We start from the raw sequence: 19,562 nt of genomic DNA on the forward strand, positions 1-19,562 counted from the left end.
CCGCCGGTGGTGAGGGCTCCCCACATTTCCCAGACGGAGAAGTCGAAGGCGTAGCTGTGGAAGAGGGTCCAGGTGTCGTCGGGGCCGAAGGGGAGACGTTGTTGGACGGCGTTGAAGAGGCGGGTGACGTTGGCGTGCGTGACGGTGGTGCCCTTGGGGCGTCCGGTGGATCCCGAGGTGAAGATGATGTAGCAGGCGTGGTCGGGGTCGAGGCTTTGCGGCAGATGCGCCAGGGCGTGGCTGAGACTCTGTGCGATCCCGGGCGCGGGGACAGTCCCGATGTTCAGGGTGTGCCAGGGGCCGTGGGGGACGGTTTCGTGGGTGGGTTGGTGGGTGAGGACGAGGGTGGCGCCGACTTCGGTGAGCATGTGGTGCTTGCGGTCGGTGGGGAAGGCGGTGTCGAGGGGGACGTAGACGCCGTGGGCCATGAGGACGGCGAGGGTGGTGATCACGGTGTCGGGGGATCGTTCGACGCAGACTCCGACGCAGACCTCGGGTCCCACGCCGTGCTTGATCAGGAGTGTGGCGATCTGTGCGGCGCGGGTGACGAGTTCGGTGTAGGTGAGGGTGGTGTCGTCGCAGACGACGGCCACGGCGTCGGGGGTTTCCAGTGCCCGGCGTATCACCAGTTCGTGGATCGCTCCGACGGGGAGTTGTCCGCCGTCACCCGCCCATGACTCCATCAGCTCCCGCTCGGTGTCGCCGAGCAGGACGACGTCGCCGAACGCGGTGTCGGGTTCGCAGACCATCGACTCCAGCACCCGCACGTAGTAGTCCCGCATCAACGCCACCTGATCCTCGACCAGAACACCGAGGTGGTAGTCGAGGCTCAGGAGCAGCCGTGTGGAGTACGGATTGCGGATCACGCCGACACTCAGCGGGAAGTTGGTCGGCTCGGCACGCAGCGTGCTGAAGCTGTCGATCTTCCCGTCCACAATCGTCAGACGCCCCTCACCGAACTCGTCGGTGAGCACGTGGAAATGGTTGTACACGAAGCTGGTCTCGAACAGGGCCTCGCCACCCATACGACGCTGCAGCGCCCCCAGCGGGTATCTGCGATGGGGCAGCATGTCCTGCTCGGCCTCGAACACCGCGCGTACGAGATCCAGCCAACTGCCCTCCGGCAGTTCCAGCCGGAACGGGACGGTGTTCAGGAAGAGCCCCCGCACCTCGGTCGCCCCGGCCTCCTCCAGCCGTCCGTTGGACGACAGCCCGGCCAGTACGTCCCTGCTCCCGGTGACCAGACTCATGACCCGCAGATGCGCCGCCAGCATCACGGACTTCAGCGGCACCCCACAACGCTTGGCCAGCGCCAGCAGCTCGTCGCACAGCTCCGCCGGTAGCAGTGTCTCGATCGAGCCGTGCTTCTCCGCCGTGTGCAGCACCCGCCACTCGTTCTCGCGCTCGGGCGTGGCCAGCCCGGCGTCGTGCCGGTCCGGCCAGCGTGGGAGCCGGCCCGTGGGCCGGTCCGTGAGCCGCTCCAGCCAGAACGCCTCGCTCTCCTTCGAGCGCAGCACCTCCTGTTCCGCCGCGATGAAATCGCGGTAGGCGGACTCGGGCGGGTCGAGGGCGGCGACCGCGCCCGCACCGGTCGCGAGCCGGTGGTAGAGGCCAGTGATCTCGGCGAGCGTGGAATGAAGGCTCCAGCCGTCGAAAATGGCGTGGTGCTCGGTCACCGTCCACTGGAACGCATCGTCGGAGAGCCAGTGGACGCCGAACCGCAGCAACGGCGGCCGGGAGTGGTCGAACACGTGGGAGCGTTCGAAGGCCACGTATGCGGCGATCGCCGTCTGTTGCGCCTCGTCGTCGAGTGCGCGGAGATCGGACACCACGCACGGCATCTCCGCCGTGGCATGCACCAGCTGGAGCGGCTCGCTGTAGCCGCTCAGTTCCAGGGACGTACGGAGTATCGGGTGGCGTTCCACGACCAGGCGGAGCGCCTCCTTGAAGCTGCGCTCGTCGAACCGGCCGTTGATGCGCATGCTGTCCACGTTGTGGTACGGCAGCCGTTCACGGTCCAGCTCCATCTCGTAGATCATGCCGACCTGGAGTTCCGCCATCGGATAGGCGTCCACGAGGCCTTGGGGCAGCCGCGCCCTGTCCTCGACGCTCACCATGGAGAACGGCTCACGGTCGCGCTGCGGAGTGTCGGATACCGCGTGGGTCGAGGCGGCCTCGGCCAGCCCAGCCAGGGTGGGTGTGCGGAAGAGGTCCTGCAGCTCGAAGCCCACCCCCTGGGCACGAGCCAGTCCCAGCACCTGGATGCTGCGGATGGAGTCGCCGCCGAGGTCGAAGAAGTTGTCCTGGCGACCGATCCGGTCGACGCCCAGAACGCTCCTCCAGATCCCCGCGAGCAGTTCCTCCGTCCCGGGCAGCGGTGCGATGAACTCGGATGTCAGATAAGGGCGTTCGGTCGTCGGAGCGGGCAACGCCCGTTGATTGAGCTTGCCCTGCGGAGTGAGCGGGAGGGCGTCGAGGAAGACGAAGTTCCTCGGGATCATGTACTCGGGGAGGTCGCCGGCGAGGGCTTCGCGGAGTTCGCTGGTGGTGGGCCGGTCGGCGCCCGGCTCCGGTACGAGATAGGCGACGAGGTCCGTGTGGCCGCCGAGATCGTCCCGCACGACCACGACGGCCTGCCGGATCTCGGGCCGCCGGCCCAGTCGTGCCTCGATCTCGGGCAGTTCGATGCGATAGCCGCGCACCTTCACCTGGGCGTCGGCCCGGCCGAGGTATTCCAGGCCGCCGGAGGGTGTCCAGCGGGCGAGGTCCCCGCTGCGGTACAGCCGGGCTCCCGGCGTACGGCCGAGGTGGTCCGGCACGAAACGCTGTGCGGTGAGCGCCGGTTGGCCCGTGTAGCAACGAGTGACGCCGGGCCCGCCGACGTGGAGCTCCCCGATGACACCGATCGGACTCGGATCACCCGACGGATCCAGGACGTAGAGACGGAGATCGGGCAGCGCCCTGCCGATCCGGCTGAACGTACCGTCGAGCTGGTCCTCGTCCACCTCGGTGTACGTCACGTGCACGGTGGTCTCGGTGATGCCGTACAGGTTGATGAGAAGCGGCGAGGCGTAACCGTGACGGGCACCCCAGCGGCGCACCGACGCCCGGTTCAGCGCCTCGCCCGCGAACAGCACTGCCCGCAGCCCCAGCTCCCCGCCTTCCACCGCGTCGACCGTCTCGAACTGGCGGAAGGCAGAAGGGGTCTGGCTGAGTATCGTGACCGACCGGTCGCGTACGAGTGCGTAGAACGCCTCCGAGTCCCGGCTGGTCAGATACGGTACCACGACGAGGCGTCCGCCGGTGGTGAGGGCACCCCACATCTCCATGACCGACACATCGAAGGCGTAACTGTGGAAGAGGCTCCAGGTGTCGTCGGGGCCGAAGGGGAGGCGTTGTTGGACGGCGTTGAAGAGGCGGGTCACGTTGGCGTGGGTGACGGTGGTGCCCTTGGGGCGTCCGGTGGATCCTGAGGTGAAGATGATGTAGCAGGCGTGGTCGGGGTCGAGGTGCTGGGGGAGGTGGGCGAGGGCGTGGCTGGGGCTGTGTGTGGTCCCGGGCGCGGGGAGGGTGTCGATGTTCAGGGTGTGCCAGGGGCCGTGGGGGACGGTTTCGTGGGTGGGTTGGTGGGTGAGGACGAGGGTGGCGCCGACTTCGGTGAGCATGTGGTGCTTGCGGTCGGTGGGGAAGGCGGTGTCGAGGGGGACGTAGACGCCGTGGGCCATGAGGACGGCGAGGGTGGTGATCACGGTGTCGGGGGATCGTTCGACGCAGATCCCGACGCAGACCTCGGGTCCCACGCCGTGTTCGATCAGGAGTGTGGCGATCTGTGCGGCGCGGGTGACGAGTTCGGTGTAGGTGAGGGTGGTGTCGTCGCAGACGACGGCCACGGCGTCGGGGGTTTCCAGTGCCCGGCGTATCACCAGTTCGTGGATCGCTCCTACGGGGAGTTGTCCGCCGTCACCCGCCCATGACTCCACCAACTGCCGCTCGGCGGGCCCCATGAGCGGAAGTCGGCTCACCGGGAGATCGGGCGTGGCGAGGATCTGACCGAGCAGGATCTGCCAGTGGTCCACCAGGGTACGGATGGTGTCGGCGTCGAACAGGTCCGTCGCGTACTCGACCTGGAGATGGAGCCCGCCCGGACGCCGGTACACCGACCAGGTGATGTCGAACTTCGCGGTCCCCGTGGCCACCATGGAACGCTCGACGCGCAGCCCCTCACCGAAGGGCTCCGGCGGTTCCTCCTCGTGGAAGGCGAAAAGCGTCTGCACAATCGGGTTGTGACTCAGTGACCGTTCGGGGTGCAACTGCTTCACGGCGAGATCGAACGGGGCCCTGCTGCGGGAGAGCGCGCTCAGCAGCGACGCGCGGGAGCGCGCCACGAGTTCCCGGAAGCAGGGGTCGTCCCCCAGGTCCACCCGGAGGACGAGCGTGTCGACGAAGAAGCCGACCAGATCGTTGAGCTTGGCGTTGTCCCGGCCCGCCACCGGCGAACCGACGACGACATCGCTGCTCCCCGAGTGGCGTGCGGCGAGCACCTGGAAGGCGGCGAGCATCACCGTGTACAGACTGACGTTCTCCTCGGCGGCGAACGCCTCCAGCGCCGCCGAGGACACCCCGGTGAGCGGGAAGTCCGTCGTCTCACCCCGATAACTCATCTCGGCCGGTCGGGGGCGGTCCGTCCCGAGGTCCAGCACGGCCGGGGCATCGGCCAGCGTATCCGTCCACGCCGCCAGGGCCTTCTCCGTACGAGGACCGCGCAGCGTCTCGCGCTGCCACAACGCGTAGTCGGCGTACTGGACCGGCAGGGGCTCGACCGACCCGTCGCCGGCACGATATGCCTCGTTCAGACGACGCTGGAACACATCGAGCGACCAGCCGTCGCAGGCGATGTGGTGGAAGGTCAGCTGCAACCAGTGCTCGTCCTCGGACAGCCGGTACAGCGACGCACGCAGCATCGGATCCCGGGCCAGGTCGAATGGCCTGCGGGCATCCGCCTCGACGGCCTCCTGAGCGCCGCGGACGCGGTCGGCGGGTGCGAGGCCGGTGAGGTCGACGAGCGGGCAGTCCGTCTCACGAGTGTCCAGCAACCGCTGGCGCGGCTCCCCGTTCTCGTCGGCCTCGAAGACGGTGTACAGGGCGTCCTGGCCGGCCGCGGCCGTAGTGACGGCGGCCGTCAGGCGGGCGGCGTCCAAGGGGCCGGTGAAGCGAAGAACGACCGGAACGTTGTAGACGGCGTTGTCCCCGAGCCAGCGGTCGAGGAACCAGAGCCGCTGCTGGCCGAAAGAAAGCGGACCGCGCTCATCCTTCCTGGCGCGGAGCCGGCCGGCCGAGGACGCTCTCGTTCCGCTTCCAGTACGCGCGTCGTCTGCCGCGTTCTCGTCGGTCGTGGGGATGCCGTCCATGATGACGCCCTTCTCACCGGTCCACTAAAGGTCCAATAAAAACGAAACGTGGCCGCGGTTTCTTGAAGAGCACACAGAGCAGTGCGTACGCGCATCGCCGAAGAGAACCTGTGAACGCTGCAAAGAACTGCGGGATTATTTGCATGGGACATGGAGGAGCGCTGTCACATTAGAGAGGCGCATCAGGAGCGGTCAACCCTCGTGATTAGCGCCTGACCTGCGCCTTTTAACGATCGGGAGGGTTTTGGATCACATCCTTAGCGTAAATTTAGGGAAGTAATAGAGCCAAATAAGCGCACGCCTGCCCTGTATATGAACGGAAGATTGAATCGCGTCCGGGCGCGTCGTACCCCCGGAGCCCGTCGAGGTTCGCGGGGAGTTGCGCGGGACCGCCGGACGGGTTGTCAGCAGGACAGCCGTGACGGGCTGCGCGCCGATATCGAGCCGGCCAAAGGGAATCGGCGCCTACGGCCAAACCCGTGCTGCCACCCGAGAAGGGATCACTTCCGGGCCAGCGCCGTCGAACTGCTCGCCAGGCGACAGGAAATGGTCCACAGGCCGATTTCGGCCGCCTGTCGGCCTGCCGCCTCCACCTGGACGCGCTCCTGCTGGTACCAGGCGAACGGGTCCGCCAGCAGACGGTCGACCAGGCTCCGCGGCATCGCATGGCAGCGGATGGGCTCATCCGGTACGGGCGGGTCTCCGTACCCGCCGCGGCGCTGTGCTTCTCCGGTGAGATACGCCAAGGTGTCGAGAACGCGCCGCAGCGCCGCCCGCTGCTCCTCCGGCGACTCCTCCGCCGCCAGGCGTTCCAGGGCGAAGGCCCGTACGAAGGCGGGGAAACGGTATCGGACGGCTCTGGACGCCTGGTCCACCACCGCTTCGAGCAGATAGGACTCGGTGAGCTCGTCCAGCAGGTCCTGGGCGCGATGCGGTTCGCATTCGAGGAGAGGAGCGCCGATCCAGGGGGCGAAGTCGGGTATCTCCAACTGGGCGAGTTGGCGCAGGGCCCGCTGGGCCTCCGGACTGAGCGCCCCGTAAGCCGGGGTCATGCACATGCGGACCGCCTGCTCCACGTGGCGCAGCTCGTCCGGGCGGCGGGCCGCATCGGCGCATCGGCCCACCGCCTCGGCCTGGGCGACGGCGTCCGCCACGCTCCGGTGCGGCCGGGCGGCCAGACGTGCGGCGACCGCGCGCAGCACGAGCGGCAGATCGTCGCAGGCACGGCAGAGCTCCTCGACGGCCAGCGGTTCGGCGGCGACCCGCCGCCGGCCGATGATCTTCATCAGCATTTCCACGGAGCTTTCCCGTCGGAACCGGGAGAGCTCGATGCGGGTGTCCGCGGGCAGCCCGGTGAAACGCCGCCACGAGGTGATCAGTACCCGCGATCCGGACGACCCGGGGAGCAGCGGGGCGACCTGGCACTCGGATGCCGCGCCGTCCAGCACGACGAGGACTCGGCCCTCCGCCAGCAGGTCGCGGTACATCTCGGCGCGCTCCTCGACGCTGCCGGGGACGGCTTCGTCGGTCACCCCGAGCGCGCGCAGGAAGCGCCGGAGCACCTCGGCGGCGCTCGTCGGGTGGCCCGGGGCGTCGGACAATTTCGCGAAGAGCTGCCCGTCGGGGTAGTCGGGGGCGAGGCGATGGGCGACATGTACGGCCAGGGTTGTCTTGCCGGAGCCACCCCGGCCGGTGATCACGGTGACGGGGACGACGGTCCGGGGTGCGTCGGTGCGGGTGGAGGCGGCCAGAATGCGCTGGATCGCGCGCGCGCGGCCGGTGAAATCTGCGATGTCGGCGGGCAGCAGCCGCGGAATCCTGTGCGCCGGAGGTGCCGGAACCGCCGGAGGTGCCGGAGATTCCGGGACCGCCGGGCCGCTGCCGGGCCCGTTCGGCTGGGCGGCGTCCGCCGTCACCATGATGAAGGGCTGGATCCGGGGTGGCGTGCCCCACTCCTCTTCCCCTGCCAGGATCATGCGGTGCAGTCGCTGCAGTTCCGCGCCGGGCTCGATGCCGAGCCTCTCGACGAGGGCCGCCCGCGCCTGACGGTAGGCGTCCAGGGCCTCGGCCTGCCGTCCCGCGCGGTGGAGCGCGGTCATCAGGAGCACCCGCAGGCGTTCCCGGAGGGGGTGGGCGACGACCAGAGCGCCGAGTTCACTCACGGCGCGGTGGTGATTGCCGAGCCGTAGTTCGAGTTCAAGACATTGTTCCTGTACGGCGAGGCGGCGCTCGTCGAGTTGGACGGCCTTCGCCCGTACCGGCTTGCTGCTGATATCGGTCAGGGCGTGTCCCTGCCACAGCTCCAACGCGGCCCGTAACTCCTTCACCGCCTGCTGGGGTTGCCGGGCGGCAGCGGCCCTTCCGCCTGCGGCGGCCCGTTCCTCGAAGGCATGGAGGTCGAGTTGCCCCTCGGCCATCCGTAAGAGGTAGCCGGGCGAGCGGGTCACTATCGGGCCGGGCTGGGTTCCCGCGGGGAGTATGCGCCGCAGCGCGCAGATGCCGATCTGTACCTGGGTGCGGCTCGTCGCCGGGGGCTTCCGCTCCCATATGGCCTCCACCAGACGGTCATTGGAGACGACACGTCCCGATTCGAGAAGCAGCATCGCCAGAACCGTGCGCTGACGCTGCCCGCTGACATCTATGCGCCTGCCGTCGTCCACGACTTCGAGCGGCCCCAGAATCCTGAACTGCATGGGCCCCCCTTCGAGGTGGTGACGGCTCGTAGAGGGCGATGGTGCCCGGCCTGATGTACAGGCCCGCCGACCTCCACCGCGCCTGGCGTGTTCGAATACTGGTGCAAGGTGTACGAAAAGCGGATACGGGATGTGCATTCGAATGATTGCATGATCGAAAGGGGTCAGTCAACGACTCACTTTCCGGGCCGCGCCTGTCAACTTCTTTTCTGCTCGGACGCGCTGTGGGGCGACTCTCTCTGTAAGTTCCGGAAAAAGAACGTCCGAAATTCCATGTTTGAAGTGCGGGCGCCCCGGTTTTCTCCGGGCGCGATTCTCTCGGGATGCTTGCACCCCGGCAGATGATATGTCTGGTTTGCCTGTCGAATGGTGACCCCGGGACGCCGTCCCCCTGTGTCGTTCGAAAACTTTTCTGAGCCCCTTGACATACGGGACAACCGTTGGCGGGTCGGCGGCGGTCTCGGAGCCTGCTCCCGGCGAGTTCGGCTCGTACGTCTGAAGCGTCCAGTGGCACAAGCCGTCCAAGCACGGAATTGCCGTCTTCCGGTACGGCGCGGCACCCGCCGCGCGTCGTGCAACTGGACTCGACCCGCCTACTCACTTCGAGGCGACCGTTCTGGCCACGGCGGCCCGAGCAGGCCTGCTGATCATGCTGGCGCGCCGGGAGACTCCGAGACCCCCGACTGTGAGGATGAGGGAGGCAAGGACCTGCGCTGCCCCGACAGCGATCACCGGTTCTCCGCCGGCAGCAGCACGACCAACCGGGCGCCGGGCCGGTTGTCCTCGATGCGGGTGCTGCCGTGGTGGGCCCTGACGATGTCACGGACGATGGCGAGGCCGAGGCCGCTGCCGCCGGTGTCACGGGCGCGGGCGTCGTCCAGGCGGGTGAAGCGTCCGAAGACGCGCCCCCGGTCGGCCTCGGGGATGCCGGGGCCATTGTCGGCGACGACCAGCTCTGCGGTGCCGTCGTGGCTGCTGAGGCTGACGTCGACGCGCGTGGCGGCGTAGCACAGGGCGTTGTCCAGCAAGTTGCGTACGACACGGACGAGGGCGTCCTCATCGCCCGCCACACGTGCCGCGCCGACGGCGCGCTGGTCGATGACGAGCAAGGTGCGGCGGCGAGCCTCACGCACCTCGGTGAAGACGATGTCGTCCAGGTCCACGGGGCGCGCCGGCGGTTGGGGCCGGGCGTCCAGTCGGGCGAGTTGGAGCAGGTTGTCGACGAGCCGGGTGAGACGTTCGGTCTCGTGGAGCAGGCCGGGGGCGAGGGTCCGCCAGTCGGCAGAATCGGGATGATGAGCGGCGACTTCCAGACGAGTGTGCAGGGTACTGAGAGGGCTGCGAAGCTCGTGGGCGGCGTCCGCGATGAATCTTCGCTGGCGCTGGGTCGCCGTGTCCAGACGGGCCAGCAGGTCGTTGAAGGTCCTGGCCAGCCGCCCGAGCGCGTCGTCGGCGGGCGGTTCGCCGAGGCGGTGACTGAGGTCCGACGCGGTGATCTCGGCGGTCTGGGCGCGCATGGCGTCCACGGGGCGCAGCGCGCGCCCGGTGAGCTGCCACACGACTGCGGTGAGCAGGGCGATGACTGCCGGCACGCCCGTGGCCAGACCGGTGGCGAGCTGGGCCAGACCGTGATCCACGCTTTCCGTGGAGACGGCCACGTAGACGGTCATGGGGCTGCGGGCCGTGCCGGCGGGGACACCGACGGCGCGCCATGCCCCGCTGTACCCCACAGGAATGTCGTGGACGGTGTGGGCCCGTGGGTTGCCGGACTCGCTCGCCGGAAAGTCGAACGCCCGCGGCCGGTTGCGCAGATTGGCCGAACTGGAGAGCACGTTTCCCTTGCTGTCGACGATCTGCACCGCGACTTCTCCGTGGCTGGTGACGGGTATTTCCACGGGGACCCGGTCGCTGTCCGTGCTCGCTGCCACGACCTGGGCGCGCTGCAGGGCGGTCTGGTCGAGACCGCTGATCAGGCTGGTGTGCAGCCAGACGGCGAGCAGCACGGCAGCCCCGGCCAGCGCGACGGCCATGACCAGGGCTGCGGCGGCGCTCAGCCGCAGCCGCAGCGACCGACGGGCCCACCAGGACCGAACGCCGGCGGCCATGCGTCACCTCGCACCGCTGCGCAGTAGGTAGCCGGCACCGCGGACGGTCTCGATGGTGCAGCGGCCGAACGGGGCGTCGATCTTGCGCCGGAGGTAGCTGACGTACACCTCGACGATGTTGGTGTCGCCGTCAAAGTGCTCGTCCCACACGTGGGTGAGGATGTCCGTCTTGCTGATCACCTCGTCGGGGTGCCTGAGCAGATACTCCAGGAGTGTGAACTCCCGTGCCGTCAGATCGATGTCATGGTCCCCGCGGCGGCAGCGGCGGCGTGCGGGATCCACGGTGAGGTCGTCGGCGGCGAGCACGGCGGGCCGGGCGGGTGCCCCGCGCCGCAGCAGGGCCCTCAGGTGGGCGACGAGCACCACGTAGGAGAACGGCTTGCTCAGGTAGTCGTCGGCGCCGAGGTCGAGGGCATCCGCTTCGTCGTGCTCCCCGTCCTTCGCCGTGAGCGTCAGCACCGGCGTCCAGATCTTGGCGGCCCTCAGCCGTTTCAGGACCTCGTACCCGGACAGGACGGGCAGCATGATGTCCAGGACGATCACGTCGTAGGGCTCGTGGAGAGCATGCCACAGCCCGTCCGCCCCATCGTGTGCGAGGTCGGCGACGAAGCCCTCTGCGGCAAGTCCGTCGGCGATGGCCTCGGCGAGTGCATGTTCGTCCTCGATGATCAGCATCCGCATGGCAGCCTCTCTCCATCCACCGTAGCTCCGGACCGGCGGCTGTTTGATCGAGAGGACCCTGAGGATCGGTTCGGCTCTCAGCTTCCTCTTAGCACCGCGGTCACAGGCTGGAATCGTCAAACAGGCTCGGACAGGCAAGGTGAGGAACGATGAAGAGCCTCCGAGACGAGCGCCGGAACCGGGACACCAGGGAGCGCATGCGGCGCGACGACGACCGCGACCGGCGGGCAACAACCGACGTCCGGCGAGTCGGCGGCCGGCCCGAGGGACGGCGGGAGACGGACCTCGACGAGCGGGAGTACCTGGTGCGCACGTCGCGCGTCGCCGATCGGCCGTTCGGCTGACAGGGGTGGGGACAACTGGAGAATTGAGGGCTGTTTGACGGTGATCGCGGCCGGTCCGTGCCGTACGGAGCACGGACCGGCCGCGTGCGCCGTCAACAGCGGCGGGCGGCGATCGCTGCGACACGGCCCGAGTCCACTGCGACGTCCGCGATCGTCCACCCCTCAAGGCACTCGGCCGGTGCGATGCCCGTGCCTACGTAGTCGAAGGACAACCCCCGGGCCAGGCCTGTGCCGAGGCCCTTGAGGTAAGCCTCCTTGCGCACCCAGGCCCTGGCGAAGGCCAAGGGCCGTTCGTCGTCGGGCAGGGCTGCGAGCTCGGCCCGCTCCACCGGGTGCAGGTCAGCGGCGAGTCCGCTCACGGCGTCGGACAGCGGGATTCGCTCCATGTCGACGCCGACGGGTGTGTCGGCGAGCGCGATCAGGCAGAGGCCGCCGCTGTAGGCCACGGAGAAGTACGGTGTGCCACCGACCACTGTCGGCCGGCCGTGCGGACCGCCGCACACCGGGCACGGCTCGCGAGTGAGCGCTACCTGCCGGGGCGGGACACCGAGCCGGGCGGCAAGGAGGCGGCGCAGTGCAGCGTGCCCGGCAACGTACCGGTCGCGGACCGCGCCCTGGGCGAAGGCGCGGGCCCGCCGCCGTTCCCCGGCGTCCAAAGTCGTCGGCGCAACCGGCATGTCCGCGCGCACGAGCCACAGGGCGGGCGGTGGTGTCACCCCTGCATCACCGCTTCCACCAGGTCCAGGGCCAGGTCCAGGGTGTGCTGAACCTGCAGGCCGTGGTCGGTGTACCAGTCATCCGTGGCCTCCGGGTGTGGTCCGGTGACCGCCACGGGACCGCTGCCGAACCGGGTCACGAAGGCGGCGGGGGTGCCGTTGTCGTAGGTGGCAAGGATCCTCGCGTCGGCGTTCTCTTCGAGGACGAAGAGGGGGCCGTCCTGGAAGAACACGGTGCGCGGGCGACCCCGCCACGTCACCTGGACCAGAGTGTTGCCCTCGTCGTGGACGGTGGCCCCCGCAGAGTGGATGTACTGGTCGGTGTCGCCCGGAAGGAGACCAAAACCCGGGGTGACCCCGGCGAGGTAGCCGCCGAGGCAGAAGCCCAGATAGCGCCCGCCGCCGTGGACGAAGTCCCGGATCGTTCGGCGCTGCCGACGCAGAGTCCGCCAAGCGGCGGCGAGTGTGCCCCCGCCGGGCTGGGCGTACAGCACGGCGCGGGACAAGGACTCGGCTGACAGCGGGCACGTCTCGTCCGGGCCGGTGTAGCGGACGTCCAGGCCCCACGGCCCGGAGGCGAGGAGTCCGGCGACCGCCTCGGGACAGCCGGGCAGCGAAGCCGGCCCGCGATAGACGAGAGCGAGGCGACGGTGCCCGGCCGGGGGCTCGGCGGCTGCCATGGCAGCCTCACCGCACCTGCTTCGTCGGTCCGGCGGGCACAGGCCGCACGGTGGGCGGTACGCCGAGCCCTTCGGCGGGGAGCCCGTGCCAATTCGTTCCCGGCGTCAGCCGCTCGCCCTTCATGACCAGGGACAGTGCCCCGAGCCGGACACCGGCACCCACCACCGCGTCGTAGAGCACGATGGTCCGCGGGCCGATGCTTGTGCCGGGGCCGACGGTCACCGTCGACATCTTCATCACGCGGTCCTCGAACAGGTGGGTCTGCAGTGAGACGTGCAGGCCGATCGCGGCGTCGTCGCCGACCTCCACCAGGTCGAACTCGGTGAGGTACGTGGTGCCGATCCAGGTGCGCCGTCCGATGCGGGCGCCGAACAGGCGCAGCACCGGGGGCAGGAACGGCGTCCCCACCAGGGTACCCACACCGGCCGGGACCGCGGCCGCCTCGAACAGGCCGGTGACGAACTCCGTACGACGCACGAACAGGCTCCACAGGGGCTCGACGCGCGGCCGGTACCGTCCGGCGACCACCCACTTGGCCAGCGCGCAGTACCCGATGACGGCCAGCGCCGCGCCCATGGCGAGGAGCGGCGACACGAGCAGCGGCACCAGCGGCCCCGTCCGGCCGGCGATGCCGGCCAGGACCAGGAGGTAGAGGCAGGCACTGGTGGCGAGCACAGAGGCGGGCATGGCGGCGCGGAAGAACTCGATGGCCAGGCGGACGAGCACCGCCCTGCGCGTGGGCCGGAAGGTCAGTTCCTCGGGGAAGTTCCCACTGCTCTGGCGCACCGGCAGCCGCAGTGCGGGCGAGCCCAGCCATGTGCTGTCGGCGGGCACATGGTCCAGGGACGGCACCGTTCCCACACCGATCAGACAGCCCGGGCCCAGCCGAGTTCCGGCGGGAACGAGCGCCGCGTTGCCCACGAATGCGCGCCGGCCGACTTCGGTGGGCACGAACGCCACGCGGTCGACCGCGAAAGTGGCGACGCCGATGCCGGCCATGTCGGCGACGAAACTGCCGTCGCCGAGGTCGAGCAGGTCCGGGTCGATGTGTGCCGCGGTGGAGACCTCGGCGCTGCGGCCCACGCGGGCACCGAGCAGCCGCAGCCACGGGGCCGTGTAGAGCGTGGCGTAGAGCGAATTGGTGAGGAAGAGGCTGTGCTCGAGCAACTTGTCGGCGAACCACTTGCGCACGCCGAGTGCCGAGCGGGCCCGGTGGATCCCGGGGGGTGTCCTCCGCAGGACCGCCCGCTTCGCGACGGCAACGATCAGACACGCCGTGGTCACGAAGAGCGGGCCGGACAACGCGGTGGCGACCAGACCGGCGGCCGGTCCGCCGTACAGCCAGGCCCACCAGAACAGGGCGACGCCCGGCAGGGTCATGGCGACCACCGCTGCTTCGAGCACGGCCAGGCCGAGCACGACGGCGGCCAACTGCCGTGGGTGCCAGCGGTCCGTCCCGGTTCCGGTGCTCAGCATCTTCTCGACGAGCGGGGAGAGTGCCTCCACCGGGCGTGCGGGCGATCCGGCACGGCGCGCCCCGGCGGGAACCGCCTCGTCGGGGCCTGCCACGGACTGCTCGCCGAGCGCGGACCGGGGGCCCAGGCACGCGCCGGGTTCGAGGACCGCGTTGGCGCCGACGAACGCCCGCTCTCCGACGGTGATCGGGGCGACCGTGACCCATCCGTCGGTGACCTGCCAAGGGCGCAGCGTGGCGCCGTAGCCGATGGCGGCGTCACGGTCGATGCGCAGCAGCGTGGGCAGGCCGACGAAGCTGGTGGCGATGGTGGCGCCAGGGCCGATGCGTGCGCCGAGGAGCCGCAGGTAGTGGCCCATCAGAGGGGACCCGCTCAGTACCCGCAGGGGGCCGATGCCGAGCAGCAGCACGTCCAGCGCCCACAGACGCAGATACGTCGCTCCCCACAGCGGGTACCGGCCGGGCCTGATGCCCGCCGCCAGCGGTCGTGCCAGGGCGAGGGGTACGAGCCAGCGAATGGTGGTGTAACCGGCCAGCACGGCGAGCGTCGACACGACGGCCCCCCAGCCCGATATCCGGCCGTGGTTCAGCGCGTAGGAGATGGCCACCGGTCCCGTGAGCAGGAACAGCAGCCCGTAGAAAGCCGCCGCCTGGGCCAGTCCGGCACGCGCGATCCGTGCGCAGCCGTGCCGGAGGGGCGCGGGCCGGGCCCGGCCCATCGGGCGAGGCGCGTTTGCCGAGGAACGCAGGCGTGCCGCGAACGTTCGCACGGTCGGGTTCTCGTACAGGTCGCGCAGGGTCGGGCCGGTCCCGCCGTCCCGACCCCGCAGCAGCGATACGGCGCGGGCGGCAAGCAGGGAGTGACCGCCGAGGTCGGTGAAGAAGTCGGCCTCTGCCGACAACTCCTCGGGGGCGATGCCGAGCGTCTGCGCCCAGGCGCCGCGCACCGTCGTCTCCAACTCGCCGCGGGCCGGCGCCACACGGCCGGTGTCGATGAACCGGCGGCCGGTCGGCGCGGGCAGCCGCGTGCGGTCGGCCTTGCCGCTCGGCATGACCGGCAGCCGGTCGAGGAAGTCCAGTGTCGAGGGCACCATGTAGGCGGGCAGCGAGCGGCGCAGGCGCTCGTGCAGCCGTCCGGCGAGGATGTCGTCGGGGATCACGCCGTCCTCGGCGCGCACCACGTAGGCGGCCAGAGCACGGTCACTGTCGTACCCGTTGTGCCGGGCCACGAGAGCGGTGGCCGCCTGGGCCACTCCGGGGTCCTCCAGCAGTACGTTGTCGATCTCGTCCAGCGACACACGGTAGCCGCGGATCTTCACCTCGGCGTCGGCCCGGCCAAGGTAGTCGATCTCCCCGTCGTCGGTCATCCTCCCGAGGTCTCCTGTGCGGTACAGGCGGCCGCCGGTCGCCAGGTGGTGATCGACGAAGCGGTCGGCGGTCAGGTCCGGCCGGCCCACGTAGCCCCGGGCAAGGCCCGGACCGCCCAGACAGATCTCACCGACGGCTCCGTGCGGTACGGGCCGGCGCCGCTCGTCGAGGAGAACGGCCGAGTACGTCGGCAGGGGGCGGCCTATGGTCACCGGGCGGCCCGGCCGGAGTTCCTGCCAGGTTGCCGTAACCGTGGCCTCGGTCGGCCCGTAGGTGTTGAGGATGCGCCGTCCTGGCCTGCTCCATCGTTCGACGAGCGAGGCAGGGCACGCCTCGCCTCCCACCACGACGCTGCGGATCCGCGGAAGGTCGTACGGGATCGTCGCCAGCAGCGTCGGCACGCAGTAAAGGACAGTCACGTCCTGGTCCTGGAGGAAGTCGGCGAGTTCGGCGCCCAGCCGTCCTGAACCGTCCGGTCCGGCAACGAGCGTGGCGCCGGCCGTCCAGGTCGGCCAGATCTCCTCGATGGAGAAGTCGAACGAGATGGTCATGCCCTGATACACCCGGTCCTGCGGCCGGACGCCGTAGATCGGGGTAACGACGCGCAGGAAGTTGCAGATGCTCGACTGAGCGATCTCCACCCCCTTGGGCCTGCCGCTGGATCCCGAGGTGTACATGATGTATGCAAGCGGATCGTCAGCGCCCCAGTCCTCGGCGGCCGGGCGCGAGGACGGCAGCGGGACGAGGTCTCCGGCGTACGCATCGATCTCGATCACCGGGCACACCTGGCGCGGCCCCGCCCAGGCGGCGCCCGCAGCGAGAGCGGACGTGGTCAGCACCGCGGTGGCGCCCGCGTCACTCAGGATGAAGGCGACCCGGTCGGGCGGCGCAGCGGGGTCGATGGGAACGAACGCCGCGCCCGTCTTGCAGACGCCCAGCAGGCACACGTACATGTCCACGGACCGGGGCAGCAGCAGGGCCGCGCGTCTGCCCGGGCCCATGCCGATACGGCGCAGGTGGTGGGCGACTCGATTGGCTCGGGCGTCGAGTTCTGCGTAGGTCAGGCGGCGCGGGCCGCATGCGAGGGCGACGGCCGACGGCGTGCGGTCGCAGGCATCCTCGAAGAAACGGTTCAGTCTGCCGAGGGTGCCCGCCGTCCCCGAGGTGGTGCGGTCTCCCGTAGGAACGACGGGTGGGGCGGCGGTGTGGGAGGCCATGGGTTCTCCCTTTTTTCGGTGCGAAAGGTGCGCAGTCATTCCCGGTGACTCTTTCAGCCTGGGCGACGCCCGCTGAGAGGACGCTGAGAAGCGGATCCACGCGTGATGGCACAGCATTCGCGGACGCACGCGACCAGTGAGAGCCGCGTCGGTCCACAGCGGTCGGGTGTCACTCACGGCTTCCGCCCGGCAACTTTCCGTGATGGTGATCCAGGATCGGGAGCTGGGCCTGTGGTGGAACACGGCGACAGAGGCGTCGTCACCGAGACGTCCGCCGACGTGCGCGAGGAGCTTGCGCTGCAGGTGGTGCCGGCCGCCGTGTGGAGGCGGGGCTCCCACCTGCGGGTCCTCCCGGTCAGGGCGAGCACCGCCAGAAGTGGGACAGGAGTGTAACTCACACCGGAAGCAGAACAGTTCCGCCAACTGTTCTCTCCGGGCGTCGCAATGCAGCAGACCCATCCTCACGGCCTTCGCGCCGGACGTGTGTGGTCCTTGGCCGGAGCACATGTTCAGACGAAGGCCGCTTCCGCGTAATCCGGTTACCGAACCGAGTGATCAAGTTCGACGCACCATGCGACGCCGGACGCTGAAGATCAAGTTGGGGAACAGGGGAACCTCCGCTGTCCGCTGCAGGTAGTCAGCCCCGGATGTGCCGCCGGTTCCAGGTGCGGAGCCGATGATTTTGAGTGTTATTCCCCAGTGAGTGCGCTTCGACATGTGCCAGCCGGCATCGAGCCTCCGCATGCTCTCCTCCAGCCTGGTGACGGTCTGCGGGGGAAGTTCGGGCAACTGTCGCTCGAAAACTTCTTGCAGTGTTTCGCCTTCGAGAGCGAGAAGCGGCGCTTGAGGAGAGAACGAGCCGGGATCTCGCGGCGCGCTCAGCGACTCCACCCGTCGATACGAGGTGGATTGAACGGCGCTCCTGCCGTAGGTGTTCTCGCGGATGACGGCGAATGCCTCGCGCGGCATCGTGGTCAGGACGCGGAAGAGCGCAGGCGTGGCATCGAGCCGATGTGCCGCGTCACTGAGTTCGTCGCGGCAACCTTCGGCATCACCGTTGTCCAGGGCAGTGATGGCACGTCCGAGACATCGGCCGATATGGACGTACAAGCCCTCGAAGATCTGAATGATCCTGATGAACATCTGTTCGTCATGAAGCCGGGTCACAGGCAGCATCGTGGTTTCCACGAGGCGTCGGACGGGCTGCTCGATCTGATCGGCCGCTGCCGAGATGGCCCTGGACGCGGCAGCCATCAGGGCTTCATCTCCATTGAGTTCGTCCGCCGTGGCGAATGGGCCGACCTTGCCCTCGAACTTCTCTCCCCAGGCGGGTGCGAGAGCGTTCATGCTTCTCAGGAGCTGGTAGGCCGCGCGCGTCCTGGTCCGCTGCCGTCGGCCGGGCTCGGCGGCGAGAGCAGATGTCTCGATGGAGAGAAGGTCCACGGCAAGGGCTGCCATGATGGTGTCTGAGAGGACGTCGCCCTTTTTCCCTTCCGACCGTTCCCTCAACCTGTCGTAGAGGTGGGCGCCCACGTAGGTGTGGTAATCACCGTCCTCCTGGTCGAAAGTGAGACGTAACCAGGAGGACAGCAGCGGCGTGCTCACCTCCTCGTCCTCAGGTGGCGCCTCGCTCTGCACCGAGGCGTGGAGAACGCGCTACGAGGGTGTTGCGCCGCTCGCCCGCACTTCCCGCGCGGGGACCGGTCGACGGGGTCGAGCGAGCGGTTCCAGGCCAAGGAGCAGGAGGCGACTTCGAGGGGCGCCTTGGAAGTCATGCTCGCCCGATCCGGGATCACCGTCCAAGTGCCCACGGAACACAGCGTTTTGGATGCCGTACGGAAGGCGGCGTGGCCGCGCTCTCCTCCTGTGCCGAGGGCATCTGCGGCACCTGCGAGACCGAGGTCCTCGACGGCGAGCCCTACGGCACCTCGCCGCGTTGTCGGAACGTCCGCATACATCCAGTATGCGGACGTCCCTCCGCCTTGCGACGCACCGCATCCGACGCCGCGCGCTGATCCACCAGGGATTACGGGACACCCCTTAGCCTCGGAGTGGAAGCCGAGCAATCGCCTGGGCCAAGGCGAGCGTGACCAGCTCGGCATCGCTCAACTGCGGCGGGCAGCCCATCCATCGCTCCACCTCCAGCTCGTCGTCGACCTTCACGTACGGTGCCGTCAGCAGGATGTCCAGTTCATTCGTCACAGAACGATCTCGGACACCCTCCTCGTGTTCCCCGACGTGCCGTCAGGCGGCGCCGCTACTCGCACCCTTCGCTCTTCCGGACCCCCGTGCGGCCAAACCGAAGACGAGACCACCGACCAGGAACCAGGGATTCCACAGCAGCAGCGTCCACAGCCGCTGTTCCGGGCTTACGTCTATCTCCTGGCCCGCAGTGTTGGTCAGCAGCAGCACCTCAACGGCGATGCCGCGCACCAGCAGCACGGCGCAGACACCCCAACCCAGGGCCTTGATCAGGCGTCCTGCCAGGCCACGAGGGTGCGGCCTGGCGAGAAGCCATCCCAGCACACCGGCGACAAGGCACAGCGATCCCACGCCCCACAAGCCGACCGCCACGAACCACCCGGGGCGTTCCTCGGCCAGGGGCCCCGCCGAGACACTGAGGCCCAAGTCGCCGCCCAGCGCCCAGTAGAGATGAAGCACGGCGAAAGCGACCGCCCAAGCACATGCGATACGCCCCCACAACCCCGGCGTTGTCTTGTCCTGCGGATCTTCATACATGGCGAGGAGCATGCCACTGTTCCGTGGCCGTTCCGGGTTTCCCCCCATGCGCCCTGGAAGGGCCGGACGGCCGGACGATCAGACCGCCCGGCCCCGGTGCTGCCACGCTCGTATGTCGGACCGAACCGGGAACGCG

At 69.1% G+C, this 19,562-nt stretch carries 12 protein-coding genes; 2 read left to right on the plus strand and 10 right to left on the minus strand.

Annotated features, from left to right (window positions below; genetic code table 11):
* The 4 genes from ACIOHC_RS38510 to ACIOHC_RS38525 all read right to left on the minus strand — a co-directional run.
* Positions 1-5,408: amino acid adenylation domain-containing protein (locus ACIOHC_RS38510; RefSeq protein ID WP_401846219.1), on the minus strand; the 5,408-nt coding region annotated here is incomplete at its 3' end.
* Between the two features lie 500 nt (positions 5,409-5,908).
* Complete coding sequence (locus ACIOHC_RS38515; RefSeq protein WP_351082941.1) at positions 5,909-8,101, minus strand: transcriptional regulator; 2,193 nt, start codon at positions 8,099-8,101, stop codon at positions 5,909-5,911.
* Between the two features lie 728 nt (positions 8,102-8,829).
* Positions 8,830-10,206, minus strand: coding sequence for an ATP-binding protein (locus ACIOHC_RS38520; protein ID WP_351082943.1), 1,377 nt, complete (start codon positions 10,204-10,206; stop codon positions 8,830-8,832).
* 3 nt (positions 10,207-10,209) lie between these two features.
* On the minus strand, positions 10,210-10,887 hold the full coding sequence (locus tag ACIOHC_RS38525; protein ID WP_351082945.1) for a response regulator transcription factor: 678 nt from the start codon (positions 10,885-10,887) through the stop codon (positions 10,210-10,212).
* 149 nt (positions 10,888-11,036) lie between these two features.
* On the opposite strand from ACIOHC_RS38525, the gene ACIOHC_RS38530 reads away from it, so the two are divergent.
* The gene (locus tag ACIOHC_RS38530; RefSeq protein WP_351082947.1) at positions 11,037-11,231 is read left to right on the plus strand and encodes a hypothetical protein; all 195 of its coding nucleotides are present in this window, start codon (positions 11,037-11,039) and stop codon (positions 11,229-11,231) included.
* Positions 11,232-11,323: 92 nt separating this feature from the next.
* On the opposite strand, the gene ACIOHC_RS38535 is transcribed toward ACIOHC_RS38530, so the two are convergent.
* The 4 genes from ACIOHC_RS38535 to ACIOHC_RS38550 all read right to left on the minus strand — a co-directional run bounded on the left by ACIOHC_RS38535 (position 11,324) and on the right by ACIOHC_RS38550 (position 18,292).
* Positions 11,324-11,947, minus strand: a complete 624-nt coding sequence (locus ACIOHC_RS38535; RefSeq protein WP_365693025.1) for a 4'-phosphopantetheinyl transferase superfamily protein — start codon at positions 11,945-11,947, stop codon at positions 11,324-11,326.
* Positions 11,944-12,627, minus strand: coding sequence for a BPL-N domain-containing protein (locus tag ACIOHC_RS38540; RefSeq protein WP_351082950.1), 684 nt, complete (start codon positions 12,625-12,627; stop codon positions 11,944-11,946). The genes ACIOHC_RS38535 and ACIOHC_RS38540 overlap by 4 nt, the downstream gene beginning before the upstream one ends.
* A gap of 7 nt (positions 12,628-12,634) precedes the next feature.
* On the minus strand, positions 12,635-16,687 hold the full coding sequence (locus tag ACIOHC_RS38545) for a Pls/PosA family non-ribosomal peptide synthetase (protein ID WP_351082952.1): 4,053 nt from the start codon (positions 16,685-16,687) through the stop codon (positions 12,635-12,637).
* Positions 16,688-17,242: 555 nt separating this feature from the next.
* Positions 17,243-18,292 (minus strand): hypothetical protein, encoded by a 1,050-nt coding sequence (locus tag ACIOHC_RS38550; RefSeq protein WP_401846225.1) that lies wholly within the window; start codon positions 18,290-18,292, stop codon positions 17,243-17,245.
* Positions 18,293-18,351: 59 nt separating this feature from the next.
* Between ACIOHC_RS38550 and ACIOHC_RS38555 the strand changes: the two genes are divergently transcribed.
* Entirely contained in the window at positions 18,352-18,702 is a 351-nt protein-coding gene (locus ACIOHC_RS38555; protein WP_401846228.1) for a 2Fe-2S iron-sulfur cluster-binding protein, read from the plus strand.
* 25 nt (positions 18,703-18,727) lie between these two features.
* On the opposite strand, the gene ACIOHC_RS38560 is transcribed toward ACIOHC_RS38555, so the two are convergent.
* Positions 18,728-18,889 (minus strand): hypothetical protein, encoded by a 162-nt coding sequence (locus ACIOHC_RS38560; RefSeq protein WP_365693036.1) that lies wholly within the window; start codon positions 18,887-18,889, stop codon positions 18,728-18,730.
* Between the two features lie 42 nt (positions 18,890-18,931).
* The gene (locus ACIOHC_RS38565) at positions 18,932-19,438 is read right to left on the minus strand and encodes a DUF3995 domain-containing protein (protein WP_351082961.1); all 507 of its coding nucleotides are present in this window, start codon (positions 19,436-19,438) and stop codon (positions 18,932-18,934) included.
* Positions 19,439-19,562 lie beyond the last annotated feature (124 nt).

It is taken from the genome of Streptomyces sp. NPDC088252, assembly GCF_044740965.1.
In the GTDB taxonomy this organism is placed as follows: Bacteria; Actinomycetota; Actinomycetes; order Streptomycetales; family Streptomycetaceae; genus Streptomyces.